Source organism: Streptomyces sp. NPDC051913, assembly GCF_044593635.1.
Taxonomy (GTDB): domain Bacteria; phylum Actinomycetota; class Actinomycetes; order Streptomycetales; family Streptomycetaceae; genus Streptomyces.
Window position 1 is genome coordinate 209372 of the sequence record NZ_JBIUCI010000007.1, and the last position, 25092, is coordinate 234463.

A 25092-nucleotide genomic window follows, 5' to 3' on the forward strand; every position below is an offset into this window, starting at 1 on the left:
GGACGGACGACGGGGGCACAGCCGCCGGGCTGTGCCCCCGCAAGGGTACGACGGATCGCCGCTACCGCATACTTACTGGTCGCGGAAGCGCACGATCTTGACGAACTCGTCGGCATCGAGCGACGCACCGCCCACGAGGGCGCCGTCGATGTCGGCCTGCGCCATGATCTCGGCGACGTTGCCCGACTTCACGGAGCCGCCGTACTGGATGCGGACCTGGTCGGCCAGCTCCTGCGAGTACAGCTCGGCGACCTTGCCGCGGATGGCCGCGCAGACCTCCTGGGCGTCCTCGGCGCCGCAGACCTTGCCGGTGCCGATGGCCCACACGGGCTCGTAGGCGATCACGACGGACTCGGCCTGCTCGGCCGGGAGGTCCTTCAGACCGCCCTCGACCTGGGCGAGGGTGTGGGAGACGTGGTTGCCCGCCTCGCGGACGTCCAGCTCCTCGCCGACGCACAGGATCGGGGTCAGACCGTGCTTGTAGGCGGCCTTGACCTTGGCGTTGACGATCTCGTCGGTCTCGGCGTGGTACTGACGGCGCTCGGAGTGGCCGACGGCCACGTACGTGCACTTCAGCTTGGCCAGCATCGCCCCGGAGATCTCGCCGGTGTAGGCGCCGGAGTCCTGGGCCGAGAGGTCCTGGGCACCGTACTTGATCTTGAGCTTGTCGCCGTCGACCAGGGTCTGCACGGAGCGCAGGTCGGTGAAGGGCGGCAGGACGGCGACCTCGACGGCCTCGTAGTCCTTGTCGGCCAGGGCGAAAGCGAGCTTCTGGACGTGCGCGATGGCCTCGAGGTGGTTGAGGTTCATCTTCCAGTTACCCGCCATGATCGGCGTGCGAGTGGTCATGCGGGGTCAGTCCTCCAGTGCGGCGAGGCCGGGGAGCGTCTTGCCCTCGAGGTATTCGAGGGAGGCGCCGCCACCGGTCGAGATGTGGCCGAACGCGTTCTCGTCGAAGCCGAGCGTACGCACGGCAGCGGCGGAGTCTCCGCCACCGACGACGGTGAAGCCGTCCGAGTCGATGAGAGCCTGGGCGACCGCCTTGGTGCCCTCGGCGTAGTCGGGGTGTTCGAAGACGCCCATGGGACCGTTCCAGAAGACGGTCTTGGCGTCGGTGAGCTTGCCGGCGTACAGCTCGCCGGTCTTCGGGCCGACGTCCAGGCCCAGGGATCCCTCGGGGATGTCGGACGCGTCGACGACGGCGTGCTCGGTGGGCGCCTTGGCCTTCAGGTCGGGGAAGCCCGCGGAGACCACGACGTCGACCGGGAGCACCAGTTCGACGCCGAGCTTCTCGGCGCGCTCCAGGTATTCGAGGACGGCCGGGATCTGGTCCTCCTGGAGCAGCGAGGCGCCGACCTCGTAGCCCTTGGCCTTGAGGAAGGTGAAGGCCATGCCGCCGCCGATGAGGATGCGGTCGGCCTTGCCGAGGAGCTGGTCGATGACGGCCAGCTTGTCGGAGACCTTGGAGCCGCCGAGCGCCACGGCGTAGGGCCGCTGGACGTCCTCGGTGAGCTTCTTCAGAACACCGACCTCGGTGGCGATGAGGTAGCCGGCGTAGTGGGGCAGCTTGGCCGGGAGGTCGAAGACCGAGGCGTGCTTGCGGTGCACGGCGCCGAAACCGTCGCCGACGTACACGTCCGCGAGGGCGGCCAGCTGGTCGGCGAAGGCGGCGCGCTCGGCGTCGTCCTTGGCCGTCTCGCCGGCGTTGAAGCGCAGGTTCTCGATGACCGCGACCCGGCCGTCGGCGAGGCCGGCGACGGTCGACGTGGCGGACTCGCCGACGGTGTCGGTCGCGAAGGCGACGTCGGCGCCGAGGAGTTCACCGAGGCGCGCGGCGGCCGGAGCGAGGGAGAACGCCGGGTCCGGGGCGCCCTTGGGGCGGCCCAGGTGGGAGGCGACGACCACGCGGGCGCCCGCCTCGGCCAGCGCCTTGACGGTGGGCAGCACCGCGCGGATACGGCCGTCGTCGGTGATCGTGGTGCCGGCCAGCGGCACGTTGAGGTCGGCGCGGACGAAGACCCGCTTGCCGGCGACTCCTTCGGCGAGGAGTTCGTCGATCGTCTTCATATAGGGGACTCCTGGGGAGGGCTCTGGATCGTACGAAAGCTGATCACACGAGCGAGGGCTCGGACAACGCGCCGTCGCGCTGCCCGAGCCCTGCACTCACATCAAGCTGCCTGCTCTGTCGATCAGAGCTGGTTGCCGACGAAGACCGTCAGGTCGACGAGGCGGTTGGAGTAGCCCCACTCGTTGTCGTACCAGCCGAGGATCTTCACCGACTTGCCCTCCTGGACCATGGTCAGGGAGGAGTCGAAGGTGCAGGAGGCCGGGTCGCTGACGATGTCCGAGGACACGATCGGGTCCTCGGTGTAGAACAGGATGCCCTTCAGGTCGCCGTCGTCGGCGGCCTTCTTGAACGCGGCGTTGACCTCGTCCTTGGTGACCTCGCGCTGGAGCTCGACGACCAGGTCGGTGGCCGAACCGGTCGGGACCGGCACGCGCATCGCGATGCCGTCGAGCTTGCCCTTGAGCTGCGGGAGGACCAGGGCGGTGGCCTTCGCGGCACCCGTCGTGGTCGGGATGATGTTCTCGGCGGCGGCGCGGGCGCGGCGCAGGTCCGAGTGCGGGAAGTCCAGGATGCGCTGGTCATTGGTGTACGCGTGGACCGTCGTCATCAGGCCCTTGACGATGCCGAAGTTCTCGTCCAGAACCTTGGCCATCGGCGCCACACAGTTGGTGGTGCAGGAGGCGTTGGAGATGACGTGGTGGTTGGCCGCGTCGTACTTGTCCTGGTTGACGCCCATCACGATGGTGATGTCCTCGTCCTTGGCCGGAGCCGAGATGAGGACCTTCTTCGCGCCACCGGCGATGTGCTTCTCGGCGTCGGCCTTCTTGGTGAAGATGCCGGTCGACTCGATGACGATGTCGACGCCCAGCTGACCCCACGGGATGTCGGCGGGGTTGCGCTCCGACAGCACCTTGATGGTGTGGCCGTCGACCGTGATCGTGTCGGCGGTGTGGGTCACCTCGGCCTTGAGGCGGCCCAGGATGGTGTCGTACTTCAGCAGGTGAGCGGTGGTCGCGGTGTCACCCAGGTCGTTGACAGCCACGATCTCGATGTCAGCACCCTGCTCCAGCAGCGCGCGGAAGTAGTTGCGACCAATACGACCGAAGCCGTTGATGCCTACGCGGATCGTCACGAACCGATCTCCTCGTTGGTACGCCGGCTATGCGGTGCCGGCGAGCTCTGTTTGGGATGTCCCCGACCGCCTACGACCCTACCTCTCCGAGGCCCCCTCGGTGACATCGAGATGCCCCATACACGGGCAGGCGGTCCGTACCCGCCAGTAGGGGTACGGACCGCCCGGGCCGAAAAGCTCTATGGCCCGAATTGACTACGGAGAGTCAGTCAGTGTTGACCAGTGCACTCCCCGCTCGTCCGTGTTTGTCCGCGCTCATCCGTCGAGCGCGGCGAGCGCCTTTCCGAGCAGTGCCGTGCGGTCGGCCGCCGCGGTGACGTGCTCCAGGCCGAAGCCCAGCAGCACGGTGTCGTCCGTGGTGACAGCGCCGTACGTCTTGAAGAGTTCACCGGCGAGCCCCCAGTCCTTGACGACCGCCGGGCTGCCCGCGGGCGGTCCGGGGACGCTCCAGGCGCCCAGCGAGGTCTCGAAGCCCTCGGTCTCCGTGGCCTGGCCGGTGATGACGACGGAGGCGTTGTCGACGAGGACGCCGCGACCGCCGCTGCCGGGGTCGGTGATGTAGCTGATGGAGATCTCGACCTTCTTGCCGGCGTAGGCGGAGAGGTCGAAGGCGACCTGCTGCCACCCGGCCGACGCCCCGGTGAAGCTGTTCCACTGGCCGCTGGTGCCCGTGTTGGTGCAGCCGCCCGAGCCGAGCGTCAGATACCGCTTGAGCGCGGGGTGGGCCGCGATGAAGTACCCGGCCTCGCACTCGGCGGGTACGGCGGTGCTGGTCTGGCCGTTCTTGTCGGGAAGCGTGGTCCAGTCGTCGGCCCCGGTCGTGTGGGCCTCAAGGACGGCGTGGTCGTAGCCCTCCTCGGTGTTCCACAGCATCCGGGTCTGGAACGTGGGCGCCTGGGCGGCGGTCACGTTCGTGAGGTCGATGGTGCGGGTGAGGCGGTTCCAGGCGTAGTCGCTGTGCGTGACAGCGGCCATGGAGGCGCCCTCGTAGGGGCCGTACGGATTGATCGTGCCGGGGTAGGAGCCCGCGCCCGCGCTGGCGAACTGCGGGTACTTCGCGACCGGCAGGCTGTCCGAGGTGACGCTGAAGGACCCCGCGGTGTCGAGCGGGTTGCCCGGGGCGGCACCGAGTGCTCCGCCGGCTCCGGCGAGCTTGCCGCTGCCCTGGAACGCGGTGGCGTTCGGCAGCGACGTACGGGTGTAGGCGCCCAGGTAGTACTGGCTGAAGTCGTTCGACAGGGTGCCGCCGCCGAGGTCGACGCTGCCGCCGGCCCGCTCGCCGGCCTCGATCAGCTTGCCGCCCTCGTTGAGGAAGGCCCGCAGCTGGAGCTGGGTGGCGTTGCCGGGGATGCTCGCGCCCGTGTAGTGGACGACCGTCTTGAAGTGGTCGAGGACGCCGAGCGCGTCGGGCGCGCCCTGGGTGGCGACGTCCCAGACGATCGCCTTGCGGCCGTTGGCCTTCAGTGCGTCGACGTAGGTCTGCGCCTGGGTCGCCGTGGCGCCTTCCTCGGCGACGACGAGCGTGTCCGCGCGGGGCCGTTCGGCGACCGTGTAGGTGAAGTGCTCGCTGGAGGTGCGCTTCTTGCCGCGCGTCTCGCCGGTGAACCACACCTCGACCTTGTCGCCCGGATCGGCGCCCGCGACCTTGGCGCGGTACTCGTCGAAGTAGAGGTTGTCCTCACCGCCGTACGTCTCGCCGCCCTTCCACGCGCGAAGCGACACGTCGTGCGTACGGCCGCCGTTGACGCGGTACTTGAGCTCCTTGTCGTGCACGGCCTTGCGTACGACGACGGAGACCTCCTGGCTCGCGCCGCGCGCGTAGGACGTGCTGAACGTCTTCGGGGTGAAGTCGGCGGCCTTCAGGCCGAGCGAGGACTTCGGCTGGTCGGGCTGCTTGGCCGACTCGGCGACGGAGAGCGCGAACGGGATGTTCTTCTCGAACTCCTGCTGGATCAGCTTCTCGTCGTCCGGGAAGTTGAAGACCGACTGGCAGTCGGCCGCGTTCCACTGGTCGTTCGGGTCCAGGTCCGAGGCGGTCTGGCAGGTCGACATCTCGGGCGTGAACATCGCCAGGCCGTTGACGTTCGAAGCGTGGCCGTCGGCCTCGCCGTTGGTGGTGTAGAGCTCCGAGGAGACCTGCGGCCGGTAACCGGGGATCGCGGAGTTGTCAGGGGTGCCGGCGAGCGCCTTGTACATGACGTCGTCCGGGGTGTCGGTGGCCACCTGCCAGCCGACTCCGTAGAGGAGGAGTTCGGCGGCGGAGTGGTAGTTGATGCCGTACGTGAACCCGATCCGCTTCTCGAACGCGTCGAGCGCCTTGGTCTCGGGCTCGGAGCCCGGCCCGGTGCCGCGGTAGGTCTCGCTGGTGGGGTTGGGGGACGAACCCTCGTCGTCGTAGCCCCACTTGTAGGAGAAGTTGCGGTTGAGGTCGACGCCGTCGCCGATGGCGATGGCGCCGTCGCCGTTGTTGTCGTGCAGGTTCTTGCGCCACAGACGCTGGTCGGTGCCGGTGAACGTGTAGTCGTAGCCGTCGGGGTTGGCCGAGAGGACGAACCACAGTTCGGTGGAGTCGACGATCTTCTTGATCCGCTGGTCGGTCTTGTAGTGGTCCAGGTAGTAGTGGAGCAGCCGCCGGGTCATCTCCGGGGTGATCCACTCGCGCGCGTGCTGGTTGGACATGTAGAGGACGGCGGGCTTGGCGCCGTCCTTGGTGTTCTTCGCGTTCTTGGTCAGTTTGACCGCGAGGATGTCCTGGCCGTTGACGGTCTTGCCGATGGAGACGGCCTTGGTGAGGCCGGGGTTGGCCTGGGCGGTGGCGAGGATCTCCTGCTTGAGGCCGCCGCTGCCGCTGTAGGGGCGGTACACGCCGTCGGCGGCGGCGTCGACGCGGGCCTCGGCCTTGGCGGAGAGGGTGTGCTCGGTGAGCTCGACGCCCTGTTTCTCCAGCTTGTCGGCCTGTTTGTCGGTGAGGTAGACCTCGACGGTCGCGGTGCCCTTCGCGGGTACCTGCTCACTCAGTTCGTGGCCGTCCTGACCGGCCGCCAGCAGCAGGGGTACCTGCGCGCTGGTGACATCGGCCCGGAAGACCTTGATCTCGTCGGGACCGGGAGAGCCGGCGCTCTCCGCGGCCTGGGCGAGGGGCGCGAGGCCCGCGCCGCCCAGCAGGAGTGCGCCAACGGCGAGGATCGGTCTCGCTCTTCGTCTCATGTGCCCCCCTTGCGGTGGTCCGCCACAGCAGCGAACGTATGCCAGGCTCATGACACTTCATGATCCAGTCAAGGGTGCCTCACAGACATGCGAAAGCCGGTGCCGTTCACCCAAGCGGGCGGCGGCACCGGCGCATTGACGAGGGGTCAGCCCGCCAGGTTGTCGGCCATCTCCTCGGTGATGCTGGACTCCGTACCCGGAATGCCGAGGTCCTGGGCCCGCTTGTCGGCCATGGCGAGCAGCCGGCGGATACGGCCCGCGACGGCGTCCTTGGTCAGCGGCGGGTCGGCGAGCGCGCCCAGCTCCTCCAGGGAGGCCTGCTTGTGGTCCATGCGCAGCCGCCCGGCGGCGGCGAGGTGCTCGGGCACGTCGTCGGCGAGGATCTCCAGCGCGCGCTGGACGCGGGCACCGGCGGCGACGGCCGCGCGGGCCGAGCGGCGCAGGTTGGCGTCGTCGAAGTTGGCGAGACGGTTCGCCGTCGCCCGCACCTCGCGGCGCATCCGGCGCTCCTCCCAGGCCAGCACCGACTCGTGCGCGCCGAGCCGGGTGAGCAGCGCGCCGATCGCGTCGCCGTCCCGGACCACCACGCGGTCCACTCCGCGCACCTCACGGGCCTTCGCGGCGATGGAAAGACGCCGGGCGGCGCCGACCAGGGCGAGCGCCGCCTCGGGGCCCGGGCAGGTCACCTCCAGGGAGGAGGACCGGCCGGGCTCGGTGAGCGAGCCGTGCGCCAGGAACGCCCCGCGCCAGGCCGCCTCCGCGTCACAGGTGGCCCCGGAGACGACCTGCGGGGGCAGGCCGCGGATCGGGCGGCCCCGACCGTCGACCAGGCCGGTCTGACGGGCCAGCTGGTCCCCGCCGGCGACGACCCGGACGACGTAACGCGAGCCGCGGCGCAGTCCGCCCGGCGCCATCACGATCAGCTCCGAGCTGTGGCCGAAAATCTCCAGGATGTCCCGCTTGAGCCGACGGGCCGCCATCGCGGTGTCCAGCTCCGCCTCGATCACGATGCGCCCGCTCACCAGGTGAAGGCCGCCGGCGAACCGCAGGATGGCGGAGACCTCCGCCTTTCTGCAGCAGGTCCGGGTGACGGGGAGCCGGGAGATCTCGTCCTTCACCGCTGCCGTCATCGCCATGGGCCGATCCTTCCATGCATCCGAAAAATACGGTCGTACGCGGCGGCCAACAGCTCCGGATCGTGCCTCGGGGTTCCGTCGGGCCGGGCCACCGGGGCCAGCTCGACCGCGGCGCCGAACCGCTTGGCGGCATCGGAGAGCGAGTCACGGTCGGGCACGGCGGCCTCGTCGGCCAGCACCACGTCCAGGGCGAGTTTAGGGGCGTGTCGTCCCAAAACCTCCAAATGACGCTGCGGGGAGAAGCCATCGGTTTCTCCGGGCTGCGGCGCGAGGTTCAGCGAGAGTACCCGGCGCGCCTTCGTCTCCGTGAGCGCGTCCAGCAGTTCCGGCACCAGCAGGTGCGGGATGACCGAGGAGAACCACGAGCCGGGGCCGAGGACCACCCAGTCCGCGTCCAGGACCGCGGCCACCGCCTCGGGGACCGCGGGCGGGTCGTGCGGCACGACGTGCACGGACTGCACCTCGCCCGGGGTGAGGGCGACGGTGGCCTGGCCGCGGACGGTGTCCACGTCCTCCGGCCGCTCCGGGTCGTGCCCCTTGACCAGGGCCTGGAGCTCCAGGGGTACGGCGGACATGGGCAGCACGCGCCCGTGCGCGCCGAGCAGCTTGCCGACCAGGTCCAGGGCCTGGACATGGTCGCCGAGCTGTTCCCACAGGGCGACGATCAGCACATTGCCGACCGCGTGGTCGTGCAGGTCGCCCTTGGAGTGGAAGCGGTGCTGAATGACGCGGGCCCAGGTCTGACCCCAGTCGTCGTCCCCGCACAGCGCGGCCAGCGCCTTGCGCAGATCGCCGGGCGGAAGGACGCCCAGCTCGTCGCGGAGCCGGCCGCTGGAGCCGCCGTCGTCGGCGACGGTGACGACGGCGGTGAGGTCGCCGGTGATCCGGCGCAGCGCGGCGAGCGAGGCGGACAGGCCCATGCCGCCGCCGAGGGCGACGACCTTGGGCTGGGCGCCGCGGCGGCGGGGCCGCGCGCCCCTGGTCTGGACGGGCCGGCCCGCGCGGGACTCGGGCACCGTCCGGCCCAGCCTGCCGAGCCGGCCCAGCCGCGGAGAACGTGCGGTCATTCGCGTCCCATGTCCCGGTGTACGACCACCGTCTCCACACCCTGGGAGACGAGGCGGGCGGCGAGCTTCTCGGAGGTGGCGACGGAGCGGTGCTTGCCGCCGGTGCAGCCGACCGCGATGGTCACGTACCGCTTGCCCTCGCGGCGGTAGCCGGCCGCGATCAGCTGGAGCAGTTCGCTGTAGCGGTCGATGAACTCCTTGGCGCCGGGCTGGTTGAAGACATACGCCGACACCTCCTCGTTCAGACCGGTGTACGGCCGCAGCTCCGGAACCCAGTGCGGGTTGGGCAGGAAGCGCATGTCCACGACCAGGTCGGCGTCGACCGGGAGGCCGTACTTGAAGCCGAAGGACATGACGGTGGCCCGCAGCTCGGGCTCCTCCTCACCGGCGAACTGGGCGTCCATCTTGGCGCGCAGCTCGTGCACGTTGAGGCTGGAGGTGTCGATGACCAGGTCGGCGTCGCCGCGCAGCTCGCGCAGGAGTTCGCGCTCGGCGTCGATGCCGTCGACGATGCGGCCGTCGCCCTGGAGGGGGTGCGGGCGGCGCACGGACTCGAAGCGGCGCACCAGGGCCTCGTCGGAGGACTCCAGGAAGACGATCCGCCGGGTGACGTGCTTGGCCTCCAGGTCGGCGAGGGACTCGCGGAGGTTGTCGAAGAAACGCCGGCCGCGGACGTCGACGACCACCGCGATCCGGGCGACATTGCCCTGCGAGCGGGCGCCGAGCTCCACCATGGTGGGGATCAGCGCGGGCGGGAGGTTGTCGACGACGAACCAGCCGAGGTCCTCCAGACACTTGGCTGCGGTCGACCGGCCGGCCCCGGACATGCCGGAGATGATCACCAGCTCGGGGATGGCCGCGTCGGGGATACCGGCCGCGTCCTGGCTTTCCTGGCCTTGGTTCTCCTGGCCTTCGTGCTCGTTCACATTCATGTCTCCTGCCCCCGTCGTTCGTCCGGGGCGCCCGCCGTCGCGGGCTCCCCACCGGAACCCATGATGTCGGGTTCCTCTTCCATGATCTCTCCAGTAGCTGTGTTCACGGCAGGCGCGGCCGGTGCCGCCTGGGCGAGCGCCACGGCAATGGTCTCGGCCGTTTTGCGGCCTATGCCGGGAACCTCGCAGATCTGATCGATGGTGGCAGATCGAAGTTTCTTCAACGAGCCGAAATGTTTCAGAAGCGCCTGCTTACGGGTGTCCCCCAGTCCCGGTACGTCGTCCAGGGGGCTGGCCCGGAACCGCTTGGCCCGCTTGGTGCGCTGGTAGGTGATCGCGAAGCGGTGGGCCTCGTCACGGACGCGCTGGAGGAGGTAGAGGCCCTCGCTGGTCCGCGGCAGGACGATCGGGTCGTCCTCGTCGGGAAGCCAGACCTCCTCCAGGCGCTTGGCGAGGCCGCAGACGGCGATGTCGTCGATACCGAGCTCGTCGAGGGCCCTCCTGGCGGCGGCCACCTGCGGCTGACCGCCGTCGACGACGAGGAGCTGGGGCGGGTACGCGAACTTCTTCGGGCGGCCGGTGTCCTCGGTGAGGGTGTTCCCGGAGGCGTCGCGGAAGTCGTCCTCCGCGGTGTCCCCGGCGGGGTCCTGGGCACCGGTGCCCTCGTCCACCCACTCGCCGGTCTTCTCCTTCTCGGCGAGGTACCGCTTGAAGCGGCGGGTGATGACCTCGTGCATGGAGCGGACGTCGTCCTGGCCCTCGAAGCCCTTGATCTGGAAGCGGCGGTACTCGCTCTTGCGCTGGAGGCCGTCCTCGAAGACGACCATGGAGGCCACGACGTCGTCGCCCTGGAGGTGGGAGATGTCGAAGCACTCGATCCTGAGCGGGGCGCTGTCGAGGTCGAGGGCCTCGGCGATCTCCTCCAGGGCACGCGAGCGTGTCGTGAGGTCGGAGGCGCGCTTGGTCTTGTGCAGCGCGAGGGCCTGCTGGGCGTTGCGGGCGACGGTCTCCATCAGGGCCTTCTTGTCGCCGCGCTGCGGGATGCGCAGCGAGACGCCCGAGCCGCGGCGCCCGGTGAGCCACTCCTGAACAGGCTCGACCGGCTCGGGCAGGGCCGGGACGAGGACCTCCTTGGGGACGGAGTCGCCGGTCTCCTCGCCGTAGAGCTGCTGGAGGGCGTGCTCCACGAGGGCGCCGGTGGTGATCTCCTCGACCTTGTCGGTCACCCAGCCGCGCTGGCCGCGCACGCGTCCGCCGCGGACGTGGAAGATCTGCACGGCGGCTTCGAGCTCGTCCTCGGCGACCGCGATCAGGTCGGCGTCGGTCGCGTCGGCGAGCACGACCGCGCTCTTCTCCATGGCCTTTCGCAGGGCCCCGATGTCGTCGCGCAGACGGGCCGCCCGCTCGTACTCCATCTCCTCGGCCGCCTCCGTCATCTGCTTCTCCAGGCGGCGGAGATAGGTGCCGGTGCGACCGGCCATGAAGTCGCTGAACTCCTCGGCGAGTTCGCGGTGTTCCTCGGCGGACACCCGGCCGACGCAGGGCGCGGAGCACTTGCCGATGTAGCCGAGGAGGCAGGGACGGCCGGTGCGGGCGGCGTTCTTGAAGACGCCGGCGGAGCAGGTGCGGACCGGGAAGACGCGCAGCAGGAGGTCCACGGTGTCGCGGATCGCCCACGCGTGTCCGTAGGGCCCGAAATAGCGCACGCCCTTCTTCTTGTGACCGCGCATCACCTGCACGCGCGGGAACTCCTCGTTCATCGTCACCGCGAGGTACGGGTAGCTCTTGTCGTCGCGGTACTTGACGTTGAACCGGGGGTCGTACTCCTTGATCCAGGAGTACTCCAGCTGCAGGGCCTCGACCTCCGTGGACACCACCGTCCACTCCACGGACGCGGCGGTGGTCACCATCGTGCGGGTGCGGGGGTGCAGGTTCGCCAGGTCCTGGAAGTAGCTCGCCAGGCGCTGGCGCAGGCTTTTCGCCTTTCCGACGTAGATCACCCGGCGGTGCTCGTCACGGAACCTGTAGACCCCGGGAGAGTCCGGGATCTGTCCCGGCCTGGGGCGGTAGCTGGAGGGGTCGGCCATGCTTCACACCCTACTGGCGGGCGGTGACAGTCCGGCGAGGCTGTGGACGAAGCCTTCAGCGGTCCGCGACCCGCACCGCGCCGGGCCGGGCGGGACGGTGTGAGTCGTGGCACATGCCGGACGGTCCGGCCCGCCTCGCCCCGCGGCGGCTCCAGGGCATCGCCGCCCATCGGTGCCAGCAGAGTCGTATTCGACAACGACTGCTTCGGCGGGCCGACTTGACTCCACCGGTCGCGTATCAGCCGCAGAGGGGCCGCTGTTGGGCAGGAGGTGTTGTCGGGACTAGGTCAACACGCTTCAATGCGGGGGAACTCGGGGCCGTGAACGACGGCGCACGGAAGCCACGGCGTACCTGTGTGATGACGCCCTGCGCCGACGGGGTGGCCCCGAGGACGTCCCCGCGCACGGTCTGACCAGCCGTTGCGAACACCCACAGAAAGGCCCCTGCATGCCGCACGCCACACAGCACGCGGACGTCGCCGCCGTCGTCGCCACCGCGGAACTGGACTCGGCCCTGCGAGGCGGCCCCTTCCACGTGGCCCTGCGTGCCGCGATCGCCGCCCGCGGTCTGCCTCTCCAGCGCGTGCAGCACCACCTCTCCCGCCACGGCGTCAAAGTCGGTGTCACCAGCCTGAGCTACTGGCAGCAGGGAGCACGGCGGCCCCAGCGGCCCGAGTCGCTGCGCGCCGTCCGCGCCCTGGAGGAGATCCTCCAGCTGCCCGAGGAGTCGCTGATCAGGCTGCTCGCCGAGACCGAGGACAGCGCGGCCGGCCAGCGCCCCGCCGCCCGCTCCTACCGCTCCCTCGTCGAGGCCTCCGGCGCCCTCCAGCGGCTGCTGGCCGACCTGGGCTCGCCCATGGACGGCGGACTGCACACCCTCGGGCACCACGAGCGGGTACGGATCGGTGGGCGCCGCGAGCTCCTCGGGCGCGAGTCGCACCACATCGTGCGCGCCCACAAGGACGGCGTCGACCGCTTCCTGGCCGTCCACCACGGCGACCCGGGGTGCATACCGGAGCGTATGCGGGTGCACGCACTGGAGAACTGCCGCACGGGGCGCGTGCGGCTGCACCACGACACCGGGGTACTGGTGGCCGAGCTGCTCTTCGACATGCGGCTGCGCGCGGGCGATACGTTCCTCTTCCGCTACGCCATCGAGGACGGCACGGCCGGTGTCTCCCGCGAGTACGTCCGCGGGTTCGGGCCCGCCGGCGGCCAGTACGCGCTCCAGGTGCGCTTCGACGAGAACGCGCTGCCGTCCCGCTGCCACCGCTTCACCCAGCACTCGCCCGCGGCCCCGCGCAGCGGCCGCCAGGAACTGGCCCTCACCGGGCTCCACCGCTCGGTCCACATCGTGGAACCGAGGGTGCGCAGCGGGATCGTGGGGATCGGGTGGGACTGGGAGTAGAGCGCGCCGCCTGAGATGCAGGGGCGCCCCCCTCCGAGGCGCGGAGCGCCCCTGCCCGAGTTCCCAGGGCCGCACGTAAACGCTTGCGCAAGCGTTTACGTCCGGCCCTGGATGGGATACGTTCCCGGCCTGAAGGTGTTTCTGGGAGGGAACGGGGGTCGCCATGCCGACCATGGCCGACGTGGCACGCAGCGCGGGCGTCTCCGTGGCGACCGTCTCGCATGTGCTCAACGGCACCCGGCCGGTCCTCCCCCACACCCGCCAGGCGGTCCTCGACGCCATGGACGAGCTCGGCTACACGCCCAACACCCTCGCCCGCGCCCTGGTGACGTCCCGCACCCGTTCCCTGGGGCTCGCGGTGTCGGCGATCAGCAATCCGTACTTCACGGAGATCCTCCAGGGCGTCGAGGCCGAGGCGCTGCGACACGGCTACGGTCTCCTCATCGCCGACCCGCACGACGACCCCGTCCATGAGCGCGAGGTCGTCCAGCTCCTGCACGAGCGCCGGGTGGACGGCATGATCGTCGCCCCCTCCGCGGAACCCGGTGACCTGCTGGCCTACCTCGACCGCCACCGGGTACCGACGGTGCTGCTGGACCGGGTGGTCGGCGACGCGCCTCGTTTCGACCAGGTGTGCGCCGAGAACGTCGGGCCGACCGGCCGGCTGGTCAGCCACCTCGCCGACCTGGGCCACCGGCGGATCGGCCTGGTCGCGGGGCTGCCCGGGCTCAGCACCAGCGATGAGCGGATCACCGGGTACCGGTCCGGGCTCACGGCCGCCGGACTGCCGTACGACGAGCAGCTCGTCGCGCACGGCGACTCCGCGTCGGCCGGTGCCGAACGGGCGACCGCCGCCCTGCTGGCCCTCGCCGATCCGCCCACGGCACTCGTCACGGCCAACAACGCGATGACCATCGGCGCCCTGCGTGCCCTGCGCGACCACGGTCTGTCGGTACCGGGCGACCTCGCGCTGTGCTGCTTCGACGACTTCGCCTGGGCCGACCTCTTCTCCCCCCGGCTGACCGCGATCGCCCAGCCCAGCAAGGAGCTCGGCGCCGAGGCCGTACGGGTGCTGCTGGCCCGGCTGGCCGCGCCGGACGAGCCCGCCCGGACCGTACGGCTGCCCTGCACGTTCGTGCACCGCAGCTCGTGCGGCTGCGCCGATACCGTCCCGCCGCCCGTGCGGCCCGGGGAGTCCGAGAAGGCTGCGGAGTCTGGAAAACCCGGGAAATCTGCGGAGTCCGGGGAGCCCGGGAACCCTGAAGAACCTCAGAAAGGAACCGCCTCGTGATCGTCGTCGCCGGTGAGGCACTCATCGACCTGGTACCGCAGGGCACGGGCGCCCTGGCGGCGCTGACGCCGGCGCTCGGCGGCGGCCCGTACAACACGGCCGTCGCCCTCGGCCGCCTCGGCTCCCCCACCGCCTTCTGCTCGCGTACGTCCACCGACGCGTTCGGCGAGGCCCTGCTCGACGGGCTGCGGCAGGCCTCGGTGGACGTGTCGGCCGTGCAGCGCGGCCCGGAGCCGACCACACTGGCCGTCGCGACGATCGACGCGCACGGCTCGGCCGCCTACTCCTTCTACGTCGACGGCACCGCCGACCGCCTGTTCACGGCCCCCGACCGCCTGCCCGCCGGCACGCGCGCGGTGTCGTTCGGCACCTGTTCGCTGGCACTGGAGCCCGGGGCGAGCGCCTACGAGGAGCTGATGCGGGCCTCCGCCGCGCGGGGCGTGTTCACCGCGCTCGACCCCAACATCCGCGCCGGGCTGATCCCGGACGCGGACGCCTACCGGGCCCGGTTCAAGAGCTGGCTGCCGTCGGTGTCGCTGCTCAAGCTCTCGGAGGAGGACGCGCTCTGGCTCGGCGGGACCCCGCGCGAGTGGCTCGCCTCGGGCCCCTCGGCCGTGGTCGTCACCCAGGGCGGTGCCGGACTGACCGCGTTCACCCGGGACGGGGGCGTGCACTCCGTGCCGGGCGAGGAGGTCGACGTCGTCGACACGATCGGCGCCGGCGACACCGTGAACGCGGCCCTGCTGCACGGCCTGGCCACCCTGGACGCCCTGTCCGCACAGGCCCTTGAGGCACTGCGCCCCGACGACTGGACCCGACTGCTGCGGTTCGCGGCGCGCGCGGCGGCGATCACCTGCTCACGGGCGGGGGCGGAACCGCCGTACGCCGGTGAGGTGGGGGACTTGCGGGAGAGCTGATCCGAGGGAGACGGCAGCAGGCGGCGGAAGGTCAGTGCGCCGTCTCGCGCTCCGCCCACTGGGTCGTTTCCTGGCTCCCGAGCTTCTCCACCTGTTCGGCGAGCAGCAGTTCGGGGTTCTGAGCGGTGGCGTAGGGGCCGGCGTGGGCCAGGTACAGGTGCTCCTCACGGCGCAGGTTCTCGCAGACCGAGCGGTAACTGATCCAGTTCTCCTGGTACTTGAAGAGCTGCTGGGTTCCCTCGACGACCGCGACCAGGGCGCCCATGAGTGCCGCGACCCAGTTCGGCGCGGAGGCCGCCACGGCTACGGGGATGCCCGCGGCCAGCACCAGCGTCGCCATCTTCAGGCGCCTGAACTGGTGTTGGGCGGACTCGCTCTTCCTGTCGAACCAGCGGATCTGTTCTTGCAGGCGCTGCCATACGACGTCCGCGGGCTTTTCCTCACGGCGGTCCGGTGACATGCCTCTGGCGGCCGGGACGACGGGTTCGGACATGGATTCCCCCTGCTGTGCAAGGCACTTGGTGCTCACTGCTCGATGCTGGGCGCAGCATGACAGCCCGGGGCCCGTCGATCAAAGGGACGGGGGCCGGAAACGGTGCCGGGAGGCGGCCGTCGGTCGGCCGCCTCCCGGGATCCCGTGTTCTGCCCCGTCAGGCCTTGCGGGCCCTGGTCGCCTTCTTGGCCGGAGCCGCCTTCTTCGCGGAGGCCGCCTTGGTGGCCGCGGCGGTGGTCTTGGCCGTCGCCGTCTTCTTCGTCGTCGACCTGGCCGCGACGGTCTTCTTCGCCGCCGTCTTGGTCGCAGTCTTCGCCGCGGTCCTGGCCGTCGCCTTGCGCGGGGCCTTCACCGCGGACCCGTCGCTGACCCGGTCGGCGCCGAGGATCTCGCGCAGGAACTTGCCGGTGTGGCTGGCCGGGACTCCGGCGACCTCCTCGGGGGTGCCCTCGGCGACGACGAGACCGCCGCCCGCACCGCCCTCGGGACCCATGTCGACGATCCAGTCGGCGGTCTTGATCACGTCGAGGTTGTGCTCGATGACGATGACCGTGTTGCCCTTGTCGACCAGGCCGGCCAGGACCGTCAGCAGCTTGCTGATGTCCTCGAAGTGCAGACCGGTGGTCGGCTCGTCGAGGACGTAGACCGTACGCCCGGTGGAGCGCTTCTGGAGCTCGCTGGCGAGCTTCACGCGCTGGGCCTCACCACCGGACAGGGTCGTCGCGGACTGGCCGAGGCGGACATAGCCGAGACCGACGTCGTTGAGCGTCTTGAGGTGGCGGTTGATCGCCGGGACGGCCTCGAAGAAGTTCATGGCTTCCTCGATGGGCATGTTCAGGACCTCGGCGATGGACTTGCCCTTGTAGTGGACCTCCAGGGTCTCCCGGTTGTACCGGGCGCCGTGGCAGACCTCGCACGGGACGTAGACGTCCGGGAGGAAGTTCATCTCGATCTTGATGGTGCCGTCGCCCGCGCAGTTCTCGCAGCGGCCACCCTTGACGTTGAAGGAGAAGCGGCCCGGCATGTAGCCGCGGACCTTCGCCTCGGTGGTCTCGGCGAACAGCTTGCGGATGTGGTCGAAGACACCCGTGTACGTCGCCGGGTTGGACCGCGGGGTGCGGCCGATGGGCGACTGGTCGACATGGACGACCTTGTCGACGAGGTCGTCGCCGTCCACGCGCGTGTGCCGCCCGGGGACGCTGCGGGCGCCGTTGAGCTCGCGCGCCAGGTGCGTGTAGAGGATGTCGTTGACCAGGGTGGACTTGCCGGAGCCGGAGACGCCGGTGACCGCGGTGAAGACGCCGAGCGGGAACGAGACGTCGATGTCCTGGAGGTTGTTCTCCCGGGCGCCGTGCACCGTGAGCAGCCGGGACGGGTCGTGCGGGCGGCGGATGTCCGGGAGCGGGATGGCCTTCTTGCCGGACAGGTACTGCCCGGTCATCGACTCGTCGTTGGCGAGCAGCTCCTTCATGGAGCCGCTGTGCACGACCTTGCCGCCGTGCTCGCCCGCGCCGGGGCCGATGTCGACCACCCAGTCGGCGACCTTGATGGTGTCCTCGTCGTGCTCGACGACGATGAGCGTGTTGCCCATGTCGCGCAGCCGGACCAGGGTCTCGATCAGCCGGTGGTTGTCGCGCTGGTGCAGACCGATGGACGGCTCGTCGAGGACGTAGAGCACACCGACGAGGCCGGAGCCGATCTGCGTGGCCAGGCGGATGCGCTGGGCCTCACCGCCGGAGAGGGTGCCGGCCGCGCGGTTCAGCGAGAGGTAGTCCAGGCCGACGTCGACCAGGAACTTCAGCCGTTCGTTGACCTCCTTCAGCACCCGCTCGGCGATCTTCTTGTCGCGGGCGCTGAGCTTCAGCTCGCCCAGGAAGTCCGCGCAGTCGCTGATGGACATGCCGGAGACCTCGGCGATCGACTTCCCCATGACGGTGACCGCGAGGACGATCGGCTTCAGGCGCGTGCCCGCACAGGTGGGGCAGGGCACCTCGCGCATGTAGCCCTCGAAGCGCTCCCGGCTGGCGTCGCTCTCCGACTCGCTGTGGCGGCGCTTGACGAAGGGGACGGCTCCTTCGAACGGCGTGGTGTACACGCGCTCACGGCCGTACCGGTTGCGGTAGCGCACCTCGATCTGCGTCTTGTGGCCGTGGAGCAGGGCCTTCCTGGCGCGCTGCGGCAGCCCGGCGAAGGGGATGTCCGTGCGGAAGCCGAGGGCGTCCGCGAGGGCGCCGATGAGACGGCCGAAGTAGTCCTTGGTGTGGCCGTGCGACCACGGGTGGATGGCGCCCTCGTCGAGGGACTTGTCCTCGTCCGGGACGATCAGCTCCGGGTCGACCTCCATGCGCGTGCCGATGCCCGTGCACTCGGGGCAGGCGCCGAAGGGGGAGTTGAAGGAGAAGGAGCGGGGCTCCAGCTCCTCGAAGGACAGGTCGTCGTAGGCGCAGTACAGGTGCTCCGAGTACATGCGCTCACGCTCGGGGTCGTCGGCGGGGAGGTCGACGAAGTCGAGGACGACCATGCCGCCGGACAGGCCGAGGGCGGTCTCCACGGAGTCGGTGAGCCGGCGCTTGGCGGAGTCCTTCACCGTGAGCCGGTCGACGACCACCTCGATGGTGTGCTTCTCCTGCTTCTTCAGCGTGGGCGGCTCGGAGAGCTGGATGGTCTCGCCGTCGACCCGCGCGCGGGAGTAGCCCTTGGTCTGGAGGTCGGCGAAGAGGTCGACGAACTCGCCCTTGCGCTCGCGTACGAGCGGCGAGAGGACCTGGAAGCGGCTCCCCTCCGGCAGCTCCAGGACCTTGTCGACGATGGCCTGCGGCGACTGGCGGGCGATGGGCCGCCCGCACTCGGGGCAGTGCGGCTTGCCGATGCGGGCGAACAGCAGTCGCAGGTAGTCGTAGACCTCGGTGATGGTGCCGACCGTCGAGCGCGGGTTGCGGGAGGTCGACTTCTGGTCGATCGAGACCGCCGGGGAGAGGCCCTCGATGAAGTCGACGTCCGGCTTGTCCATCTGGCCGAGGAACTGGCGGGCGTACGAGGAGAGCGACTCCACGTAGCGGCGCTGGCCCTCGGCGAAGATGGTGTCGAAGGCCAGGGAGGACTTGCCCGACCCGGACAGGCCCGTGAAGACGATGAGCGAGTCACGCGGCAGGTCGAGCGAGACGTTCTTCAGGTTGTGCTCGCGCGCGCCACGGACGATGAGACGGTCGGCCACGCCGGTCCGCACCTTTCTTGAGAGTGGTGACAGGGGCGAGGCCCCCGTGTCTTCTCACACTAGGGGGAGCCACTGACAACGCCGGTCGGATTCCCGAATGGGACAACAATCCCGGACCATCCAGCATGCCCGACGCCACGACCGACCATATAGCACGCGCATTCGATTTACGGCACTGCTTCACCACCTTCACCCAAAGGTGTGGCGGGGCTAGGGTCAGCACCATGATTGATCACGCGCATGACCTGGCGTCTGTACGTGACGCTACGGACCGGCTGCTCACCGCGGTCGGCGAACTGGACAACGCGTCTGTGACCGAGCCGTCACGGCTTCCCGGGTGGACCCGTGGTCACGTCCTCGCCCACCTCGCCCGGAACGCGGACGCTCTCGTGAACGTACTCGAAGGTCGCCCCATGTACGCCTCGGGCGACGCCAGGGACGCCGACATCGACCGGGACGCCCCGCGCCCCCTCGACGTCCAGCTCGCGGACGTCCGCGACAGCGCCGCCCGCTTCCAGGAGGCGGGGGCCGCGCCGGCCGACTGGTCGCGGATCGTGCAGCTGCGCAACGGGGTCACCGATTCGGCGGCCATGGTGCCGTTCCGGCGGTGGGTGGAGGTGGAGCTGCACCGCGTCGACCTGGGGATCGGATACGAGCTGGAGGACGTGCCTGCCGAGTTCACGGGAAGAGAGATCGCGTTCCTCGCCGACCGCTTCACCGGGCACCCCGACGTACCGCCGACACGACTGACGGACGGCACGCGCGTGTGGACGACGGGTCAGGTGGCCGAGGCGGTCGTGGCCACGGTCACGGGCCCCCCGGCGGACCTGCTCGGCTGGCTCGCCGGACGCCGGGACGGATCGACGCTGCGGGTGGAGGGCGGACGGCTGCCGGAGCTTCCCGCGCTGTGAGCGCGTCCTAGACTGACCGCCATGACGTACAGCGGACAGGTGACCGTCGGTGGCCCGGCGGACGTGCACGAGCTCAAGGACCTGATGATCACCAAGATCGCGGTCGGCCCGATGAACAACAACGCCTATCTGCTGCGCTGCCGGGCCACGGACGAGCAACTGCTGATCGACGCGGCCAACGACGCGGACGCGCTGCTCGGCATGATCGGTGACGACGGCATCGCCTCCGTCGTCACCACGCACCAGCACGGCGACCACTGGCAGGCGCTCGCCCGGGTCGTCGAGGCCACGGGCGCCCGCACCTACGCGGGCCGGGACGACGCCGTCGGCATCCCCGTGCCGACCGACGTCCTCCTCGCCGACGGCGACACCCTCCGGGTGGGCCACGTCGAGCTCACCGCCCGCCATCTGGTCGGCCACACGCCGGGCTCGATCGCCCTCGTCTACGACGACCCGCACGGCCATCCCCATGTCTTCACCGGCGACTGCCTGTTCCCCGGCGGTGTGGGCAACACGTGGAAGGACCCCGAGGCGTTCGCCAGCCTGATCCACGACGTGGAGACGAAGATCTTCGACGTCCTCCCGGACGAGACATGGGTCTACCCCGGGCACGGCAACGACACGACGCTGGGCGCGGAGCGACCGCAGCTGCCGGAGTGGCACGCGCGCGGGTGGTGAACGCCGGGGCGCGCGACGCCTGTCCGCGCGCCCCGTGTGAACCCTTCGCACACGCCGGTGTCCTCCGCACGCTCCCGGCCCGCGTTGTTGCGCGGTCAACTGGTGCCAGCCCCGCACAGGATGACGGCTCCTGCGCGGTACGGGCCGCCGGTCTTCCGATCCCCGCCCTCGACCGGCGGCCCCGGCGACGCACCCGCACAGGGACCGTTCACGAGAACGCAACACCCGTTCCCAGTATGCGGACAAAAGCCGACGTGACCTCGACAAACGGGGCGACGTGCTGTCAATCTCCCGCCATGCACCTCGCCCCCAGCGCCCTGCGCCGCGCCGTAGCCGCCGCAACGATAGCCCTGCTCGCCACCGCCGTCGGCTGTGCTCCGCAGCCCGAGGAGGACTCGGCCGCCAAGCCCTCGGGGTCGACGACGGGCGCCGCGTGCACCAAGGGCGAGCTCGCCACCAAGACGTCGGGCAAGCTGACGATCGCCACCGACGAACCGGCGTACGAGCCCTGGTTCAAGGACGACAAGCCCGCCAACGGCAAGGGCTTCGAGTCCGCGGTCGCCTACGCCGTGGCCGAGCAGCTCGGTTACGACAAGAGCGCCGTGGTCTGGCAGAGCGTCCCCTTCAACAAGGCGTTCGCGCCCGGGGAGAAGACATTCGACTTCGACATCAACCAGGTGTCGATCAGCGCCGAGCGCAAGAAGGCCGTGGACTTCTCGTCCGGCTACTACGACGTCCGCCAGGCCGTCATCGCCCTCAAGGGCACCAAGGCCGCCAAGGCGACGCGCATCGCGGACCTCAAGGGCCTCAAGCTGGGCGCCCAGGTCGGCACCACCAGCCTCAACTACATCGAGGACGTGGTGAAGCCGACGCAGCAGGCAGCCGCGTACGCCAAGAACGACCAGGCCAAGTCCGCCCTGAAGAACGGCCAGGTGGACGCGATCGTCGTCGACCTGCCGACCGCCTTCTACATCACCGCGGCCGAGGTCACGGACGCCGAGATCGTCGGCCAGTTCGAGAACCAGGGCGGCACGCCGGAGCAGTTCGGTCTCGTCCTCGACAAGGGCAGCGCGCTCACCTCCTGCGTGACCGGCGCCGTGGACGCCCTGCGCAAGGACGGCACGCTGACGAGGATCGAGCAGCAGTGGCTGTCCGACGCCGTCGACGCCCCGGTGCTCAAGTGACGCTCACGAAGGACGAGTCCGGCGCGCAGACGCCGGACCCGGTCGACGCGTACACGCCCTCCGCGCGGCGGCTGGAGCGCGAGCGGCACAAGCGCGCCCGCTCCCGTCGCGCCACCGCGATCGCCGCGGTCTCGACGCTCGTGACGGCGGTCGTTCTCTATCTGGTCGTCGTCAACGCGCCCGGCTGGCCGCGCACCAAGGAGACCTTCTTCGACGGGCAGTACGCGCGCGAGGCGCTGCCCAAGATCCTCGAAGGGCTCTGGCTCAACGTCCGGCTGCTGCTGATCTGCGGCGCGGCCGTGCTCGTCCTCGGCATGCTCATCGCCGTCGCCCGTACGCTGCGCGGCCCGGTGTTCTTCCCGCTCCGCGTGCTGGCCGCGGCCTACACGGACTTCTTCCGCGGGCTTCCGCTCATCATCAACCTCATGATCGTCGTCCTCGGCGTCCCCGCGCTGCGGCTCCAGGGCGTGACGGTCGACCCGGTGTGGCTGGGCGGCACGGCGCTGACGCTGACGTACTCGGCGTACGTCGCCGAGGTGTTCCGCGCCGGCATCGAGTCCATCCACCCCTCGCAGCGTGCCGCGGCCCGCTCCCTCGGCCTCTCCAACCGGCAGGCGCTGCGGTACGTGGTGCTGCCGCAGGCGGTACGCCGTCAGGTGCCGCCGCTGCTCAACGACCTGGTGTCGCTCCAGAAGGACACCGGGCTCGTGTCGATCGGCGGCGCGGTGGACGCCGTCCGGGCCGCCGACATCATCGTGGGCCGCAGCCTCAACTACACGCCGTACATCGTCGCGGGCCTGGTGTTCGTGGCGCTGACCATCCCGATGACCCGCTTCACGGACTGGGTGACGGCACGGATGGACCGTCAGCGGGCCCAGGGAGGGATCGCATGAGCGACGCGGACGCACCGGTGCTGCGGATGGAGTCCGTCCGCAAGACCTTCGGTGACTCGGTCGTGCTGCGGGACGTCGACCTGGAGGTCGCCCCGCACACCGTGACCGCGCTGATCGGCGCCTCCGGTTCCGGCAAGTCCACGCTGTTGCGCTGCGCCAACCTCCTGGAGGAGATCGACGACGGCGCGATCTGGCTGGACGGTGAGGAGATCACCGACCCGCGCGTCGACCAGGACGCGGTACGCCGCCGAATCGGCGTGGTCTTCCAGGCGTACAACCTCTTCCCGCACATGACCGTGCTGGAGAACATCACCCTCGCCCCGCGCCGGGTGCACGGGGTGTCCCGCGCGGAGGCCGAGGAGCGTGGCAGGGAGCTGCTGGAGCGGCTCGGGCTCGGCGGGAAGGCGGGCGAGTACCCGGACCGGCTGAGCGGCGGTCAGCAGCAGCGGGTGGCGATCGTACGGGCTCTCGCGGTGCGTCCCCGGCTGCTGCTGCTCGACGAGATCACCGCCGCCCTCGACCCGGAGCTGGTGGGCGAGGTGTTGAACGTCGTCCGTGACCTCAAGGACGACGGCATGACCATGGTGCTGGCCACGCACGAGATGGGCTTCGCGCGGGACGTCGCCGACCAGGTTTGTTTTCTGGACGGAGGCGTGGTCCTGGAGCGCGGGACGGCCGAGCAGATCTTCGGCGACCCGCAGCAGGAGCGCACACAGCGGTTCCTGCGGCGGATCGTGGAGGCGGGGCGGCTGTAAGGCATGGGTACGTAGGGCTGTAAAGGGCGGTTGTAACGACCGCCCTCCTGGCCATCGGTCCTTACACGTCGGCCTGTGCCGCCCCCACCAGCGCGGCGACCCGCTCCACGCCGAACACGTACCCCTGCACCCCGCAGCCCGCGATGACACCGTCGGCGCGCAGGGAGACGTACGAATGGTGCCGGAAGGCCTCGCGCTGGTGGATGTTGGAGATGTGGACCTCCAACACCGGCAGTCCGTCACAGGTGTTGAGGGCGTCCAGGATCGCGACCGAGGTGTGCGAGTAGGCACCGGGATTGATGACGATCCCGCAGTGGTTCAGCCGCGCCTCGTGGATCCAGTCGACCAGCTCACCCTCGTGGTTGGACTGGCGGAAGTCCACCGTGCCGCCGTGCGCGGCCGCCGCCTTGGCGCACAGGGACTCGACGTCGGCCAGCGTGTCCTTGCCGTAGATCTCCGGCTGACGCTGCCCGAGCAGGTTCAGATTGGGGCCGTTGAGGATCATGATCGGGGCGTTGGCCAGGGTGCGGGGCACGGTTCCTCCGGTCCGGTGAAGGGTGGGCGGCCCGTTGAAGACCGCTGCTCAGACCCGGTTTATCACGGTGCGCCGGGCGCGGTGCGGCCCGTACCCTCCCGGAATGACGACGATCTCGTACCCGCCCAAGCCCTCCCCCGGCGACCGAATAGCTGTCATCTCGCCCGGCGCCGGGCTGCCCGGGCTCTTTCCGCGCCCGCACGAACTGGGGCTGGAGCGGCTGCGCGAGGAGTTCGGCCTTGTACCCGTCGAGTACCCGACGACGCGCAGGATGGGCGCGACCCCGCAGGAGCGGGCCGACGACGTCAACGCCGCCTTCGCCGACCCCGACATCAAGGTGATCATGGCCTCGATCGGGGGCGACGACCAGATCACCGTCCTGCCGTTCCTGGACCGGGAGTTGATCCGGGCGAACCCGAAGCCGTTCTTCGGGATGAGCGACAACACCAACCTGCTGGCCTATCTCCACAACACCGGCATCGTCGGCTACCACGGCGCGACCGTGATGACCGCGCTCGGGCGCCCGGTGGCCATGGACACGCTCACCGCCGACTCGCTCAGGGCGGCGCTGTTCACCTCCGGCGGGTACGAACTCACGCCCGCCGAGCGCTGGAACGACGTCAACCGGGACTGGGCGGACCCGGCGACCTTCGAGACGGCACCGCCGACCCGGCCGGGTGGCGGCTGGACCTGGGTGAACCCCGACCGGGTGGTCGAGGGCCGCAGTTGGGGCGGCTGCCTGGAGATCCTGGGATGGCTGCTGATGGCCGACCGCGAGATCGCCCGCGACCTGAGCGTGTACGACGGCGGCGTGCTGCTCCTGGAGACCTCCGAGGAACTGCCGAGCGGCGAGGAGGTCTTCCGCACCCTGCGCAACATGGGCGAACGCGGCCTGCTCCGGCGCTTCTCCGCGCTCCTGATGGGCCGCCCCAAGACCTGGTCCTTCGAGCGGCCCAACAGCCCTGAGGAGGCCGACCGTTACGCGGTCGAGCAGCGCGAAGCGGTACTCCGCGCGATGCGCGTGTACGCCCCCGACACCACGATCGTCTTCGACGTGGACTTCGGCCACACGGACCCCCAACTGGTCATCCCCTACGGCGGACTCGTACGGGTCGACGGCCCCGCCCGGCGCATCACGGTCACCTACTGACCCGGCGGCCGCGCCTCCACGCGCCCCCGTAACC

General features: G+C 70.2%; 20 protein-coding genes. 9 read left to right on the top strand and 11 right to left on the bottom strand.

The genetic code is table 11. From position 1 onward, the window contains the following. Nucleotides 1-72 precede the first annotated feature (72 nt). The 8 genes from tpiA to uvrC form a co-directional block, all read right to left on the bottom strand. Complete coding sequence (tpiA, locus tag ACIHIX_RS22825) at nt 73-849, bottom strand: triose-phosphate isomerase (protein WP_399958969.1); 777 nt, start codon at nt 847-849, stop codon at nt 73-75. A 6-nt stretch (nt 850-855) separates the two neighbouring features. After that, entirely contained in the window at nt 856-2067 is a 1212-nt protein-coding gene (locus ACIHIX_RS22830; protein WP_399958971.1) for a phosphoglycerate kinase, read from the bottom strand. A 122-nt stretch (nt 2068-2189) separates the two neighbouring features. After that, nucleotides 2190-3200 (bottom strand): type I glyceraldehyde-3-phosphate dehydrogenase, encoded by a 1011-nt coding sequence (gene gap / locus ACIHIX_RS22835; RefSeq protein WP_361526855.1) that lies wholly within the window; start codon nt 3198-3200, stop codon nt 2190-2192. 255 nt (nt 3201-3455) lie between these two features. Then, nucleotides 3456-6407 (bottom strand): M14 family zinc carboxypeptidase, encoded by a 2952-nt coding sequence (locus ACIHIX_RS22840; RefSeq protein WP_399958973.1) that lies wholly within the window; start codon nt 6405-6407, stop codon nt 3456-3458. A gap of 146 nt (nt 6408-6553) precedes the next feature. Beyond that, a complete protein-coding gene (gene whiA / locus ACIHIX_RS22845; RefSeq protein WP_329340465.1) occupies nt 6554-7543 on the bottom strand; it encodes a DNA-binding protein WhiA in 990 nt (329 codons plus the stop codon). Continuing rightward, nucleotides 7534-8610 (bottom strand): uridine diphosphate-N-acetylglucosamine-binding protein YvcK, encoded by a 1077-nt coding sequence (yvcK, locus tag ACIHIX_RS22850; protein WP_399958976.1) that lies wholly within the window; start codon nt 8608-8610, stop codon nt 7534-7536. Before yvcK ends, whiA begins: the two co-directional genes overlap by 10 nt. After that, nucleotides 8607-9542, bottom strand: coding sequence for an RNase adapter RapZ (gene rapZ / locus ACIHIX_RS22855; RefSeq protein ID WP_399958978.1), 936 nt, complete (start codon nt 9540-9542; stop codon nt 8607-8609). The genes yvcK and rapZ overlap by 4 nt, the downstream gene beginning before the upstream one ends. Further along, nucleotides 9539-11629: an excinuclease ABC subunit UvrC gene (gene uvrC, locus ACIHIX_RS22860; RefSeq protein WP_399958980.1), complete on the bottom strand. Its 2091-nt coding sequence runs from the start codon at nt 11627-11629 to the stop codon at nt 9539-9541. Before uvrC ends, rapZ begins: the two co-directional genes overlap by 4 nt. 448 nt (nt 11630-12077) lie before the next feature. On the opposite strand from uvrC, the gene ACIHIX_RS22865 reads away from it, so the two are divergent. From ACIHIX_RS22865 to ACIHIX_RS22875, 3 genes are all read left to right on the top strand, one after another. Beyond that, the gene (locus ACIHIX_RS22865; protein ID WP_399958981.1) at nt 12078-13037 is read left to right on the top strand and encodes a hypothetical protein; all 960 of its coding nucleotides are present in this window, start codon (nt 12078-12080) and stop codon (nt 13035-13037) included. A 163-nt stretch (nt 13038-13200) separates the two neighbouring features. After that, nucleotides 13201-14328, top strand: a complete 1128-nt coding sequence (locus ACIHIX_RS22870) for a LacI family DNA-binding transcriptional regulator (protein ID WP_399958983.1) — start codon at nt 13201-13203, stop codon at nt 14326-14328. Next, the gene (locus tag ACIHIX_RS22875; protein ID WP_399958985.1) at nt 14325-15245 is read left to right on the top strand and encodes a carbohydrate kinase; all 921 of its coding nucleotides are present in this window, start codon (nt 14325-14327) and stop codon (nt 15243-15245) included. Before ACIHIX_RS22870 ends, ACIHIX_RS22875 begins: the two co-directional genes overlap by 4 nt. A 31-nt stretch (nt 15246-15276) precedes the next feature. Here ACIHIX_RS22875 and ACIHIX_RS22880 read toward each other — a convergent pair whose 3' ends face one another. Both ACIHIX_RS22880 and uvrA read right to left on the bottom strand, forming a co-directional pair. Next, a complete protein-coding gene (locus ACIHIX_RS22880) occupies nt 15277-15738 on the bottom strand; it encodes a DUF4231 domain-containing protein (RefSeq protein ID WP_399958987.1) in 462 nt (153 codons plus the stop codon). Between the two features lie 157 nt (nt 15739-15895). Beyond that, entirely contained in the window at nt 15896-18952 is a 3057-nt protein-coding gene (gene uvrA, locus ACIHIX_RS22885; RefSeq protein ID WP_399958989.1) for an excinuclease ABC subunit UvrA, read from the bottom strand. A gap of 224 nt (nt 18953-19176) precedes the next feature. Here uvrA and ACIHIX_RS22890 point away from each other — a divergent pair, with 224 nt between their 5' ends. From ACIHIX_RS22890 to ACIHIX_RS22910, 5 genes are all read left to right on the top strand, one after another. Then, a complete protein-coding gene (locus tag ACIHIX_RS22890) occupies nt 19177-19863 on the top strand; it encodes a maleylpyruvate isomerase family mycothiol-dependent enzyme (RefSeq protein ID WP_399958991.1) in 687 nt (228 codons plus the stop codon). Nucleotides 19864-19884: 21 nt separating this feature from the next. After that, on the top strand, nt 19885-20541 hold the full coding sequence (locus ACIHIX_RS22895; RefSeq protein WP_399958993.1) for an MBL fold metallo-hydrolase: 657 nt from the start codon (nt 19885-19887) through the stop codon (nt 20539-20541). Nucleotides 20542-20837: 296 nt separating this feature from the next. Beyond that, on the top strand, nt 20838-21725 hold the full coding sequence (locus ACIHIX_RS22900) for an ABC transporter substrate-binding protein (RefSeq protein WP_399958995.1): 888 nt from the start codon (nt 20838-20840) through the stop codon (nt 21723-21725). After that, entirely contained in the window at nt 21722-22618 is an 897-nt protein-coding gene (locus tag ACIHIX_RS22905; protein ID WP_399958996.1) for an amino acid ABC transporter permease, read from the top strand. Before ACIHIX_RS22900 ends, ACIHIX_RS22905 begins: the two co-directional genes overlap by 4 nt. After that, nucleotides 22615-23373 (top strand): amino acid ABC transporter ATP-binding protein, encoded by a 759-nt coding sequence (locus ACIHIX_RS22910; RefSeq protein ID WP_399958998.1) that lies wholly within the window; start codon nt 22615-22617, stop codon nt 23371-23373. The genes ACIHIX_RS22905 and ACIHIX_RS22910 overlap by 4 nt, the downstream gene beginning before the upstream one ends. 61 nt (nt 23374-23434) lie before the next feature. On the opposite strand, the gene aroQ is transcribed toward ACIHIX_RS22910, so the two are convergent. Then, on the bottom strand, nt 23435-23908 hold the full coding sequence (gene aroQ / locus ACIHIX_RS22915) for a type II 3-dehydroquinate dehydratase (protein ID WP_399959000.1): 474 nt from the start codon (nt 23906-23908) through the stop codon (nt 23435-23437). 103 nt (nt 23909-24011) lie between these two features. Between aroQ and ACIHIX_RS22920 the strand changes: the two genes are divergently transcribed. Continuing rightward, a complete protein-coding gene (locus ACIHIX_RS22920; RefSeq protein WP_399959002.1) occupies nt 24012-25058 on the top strand; it encodes a S66 peptidase family protein in 1047 nt (348 codons plus the stop codon). Nucleotides 25059-25092 lie beyond the last annotated feature (34 nt).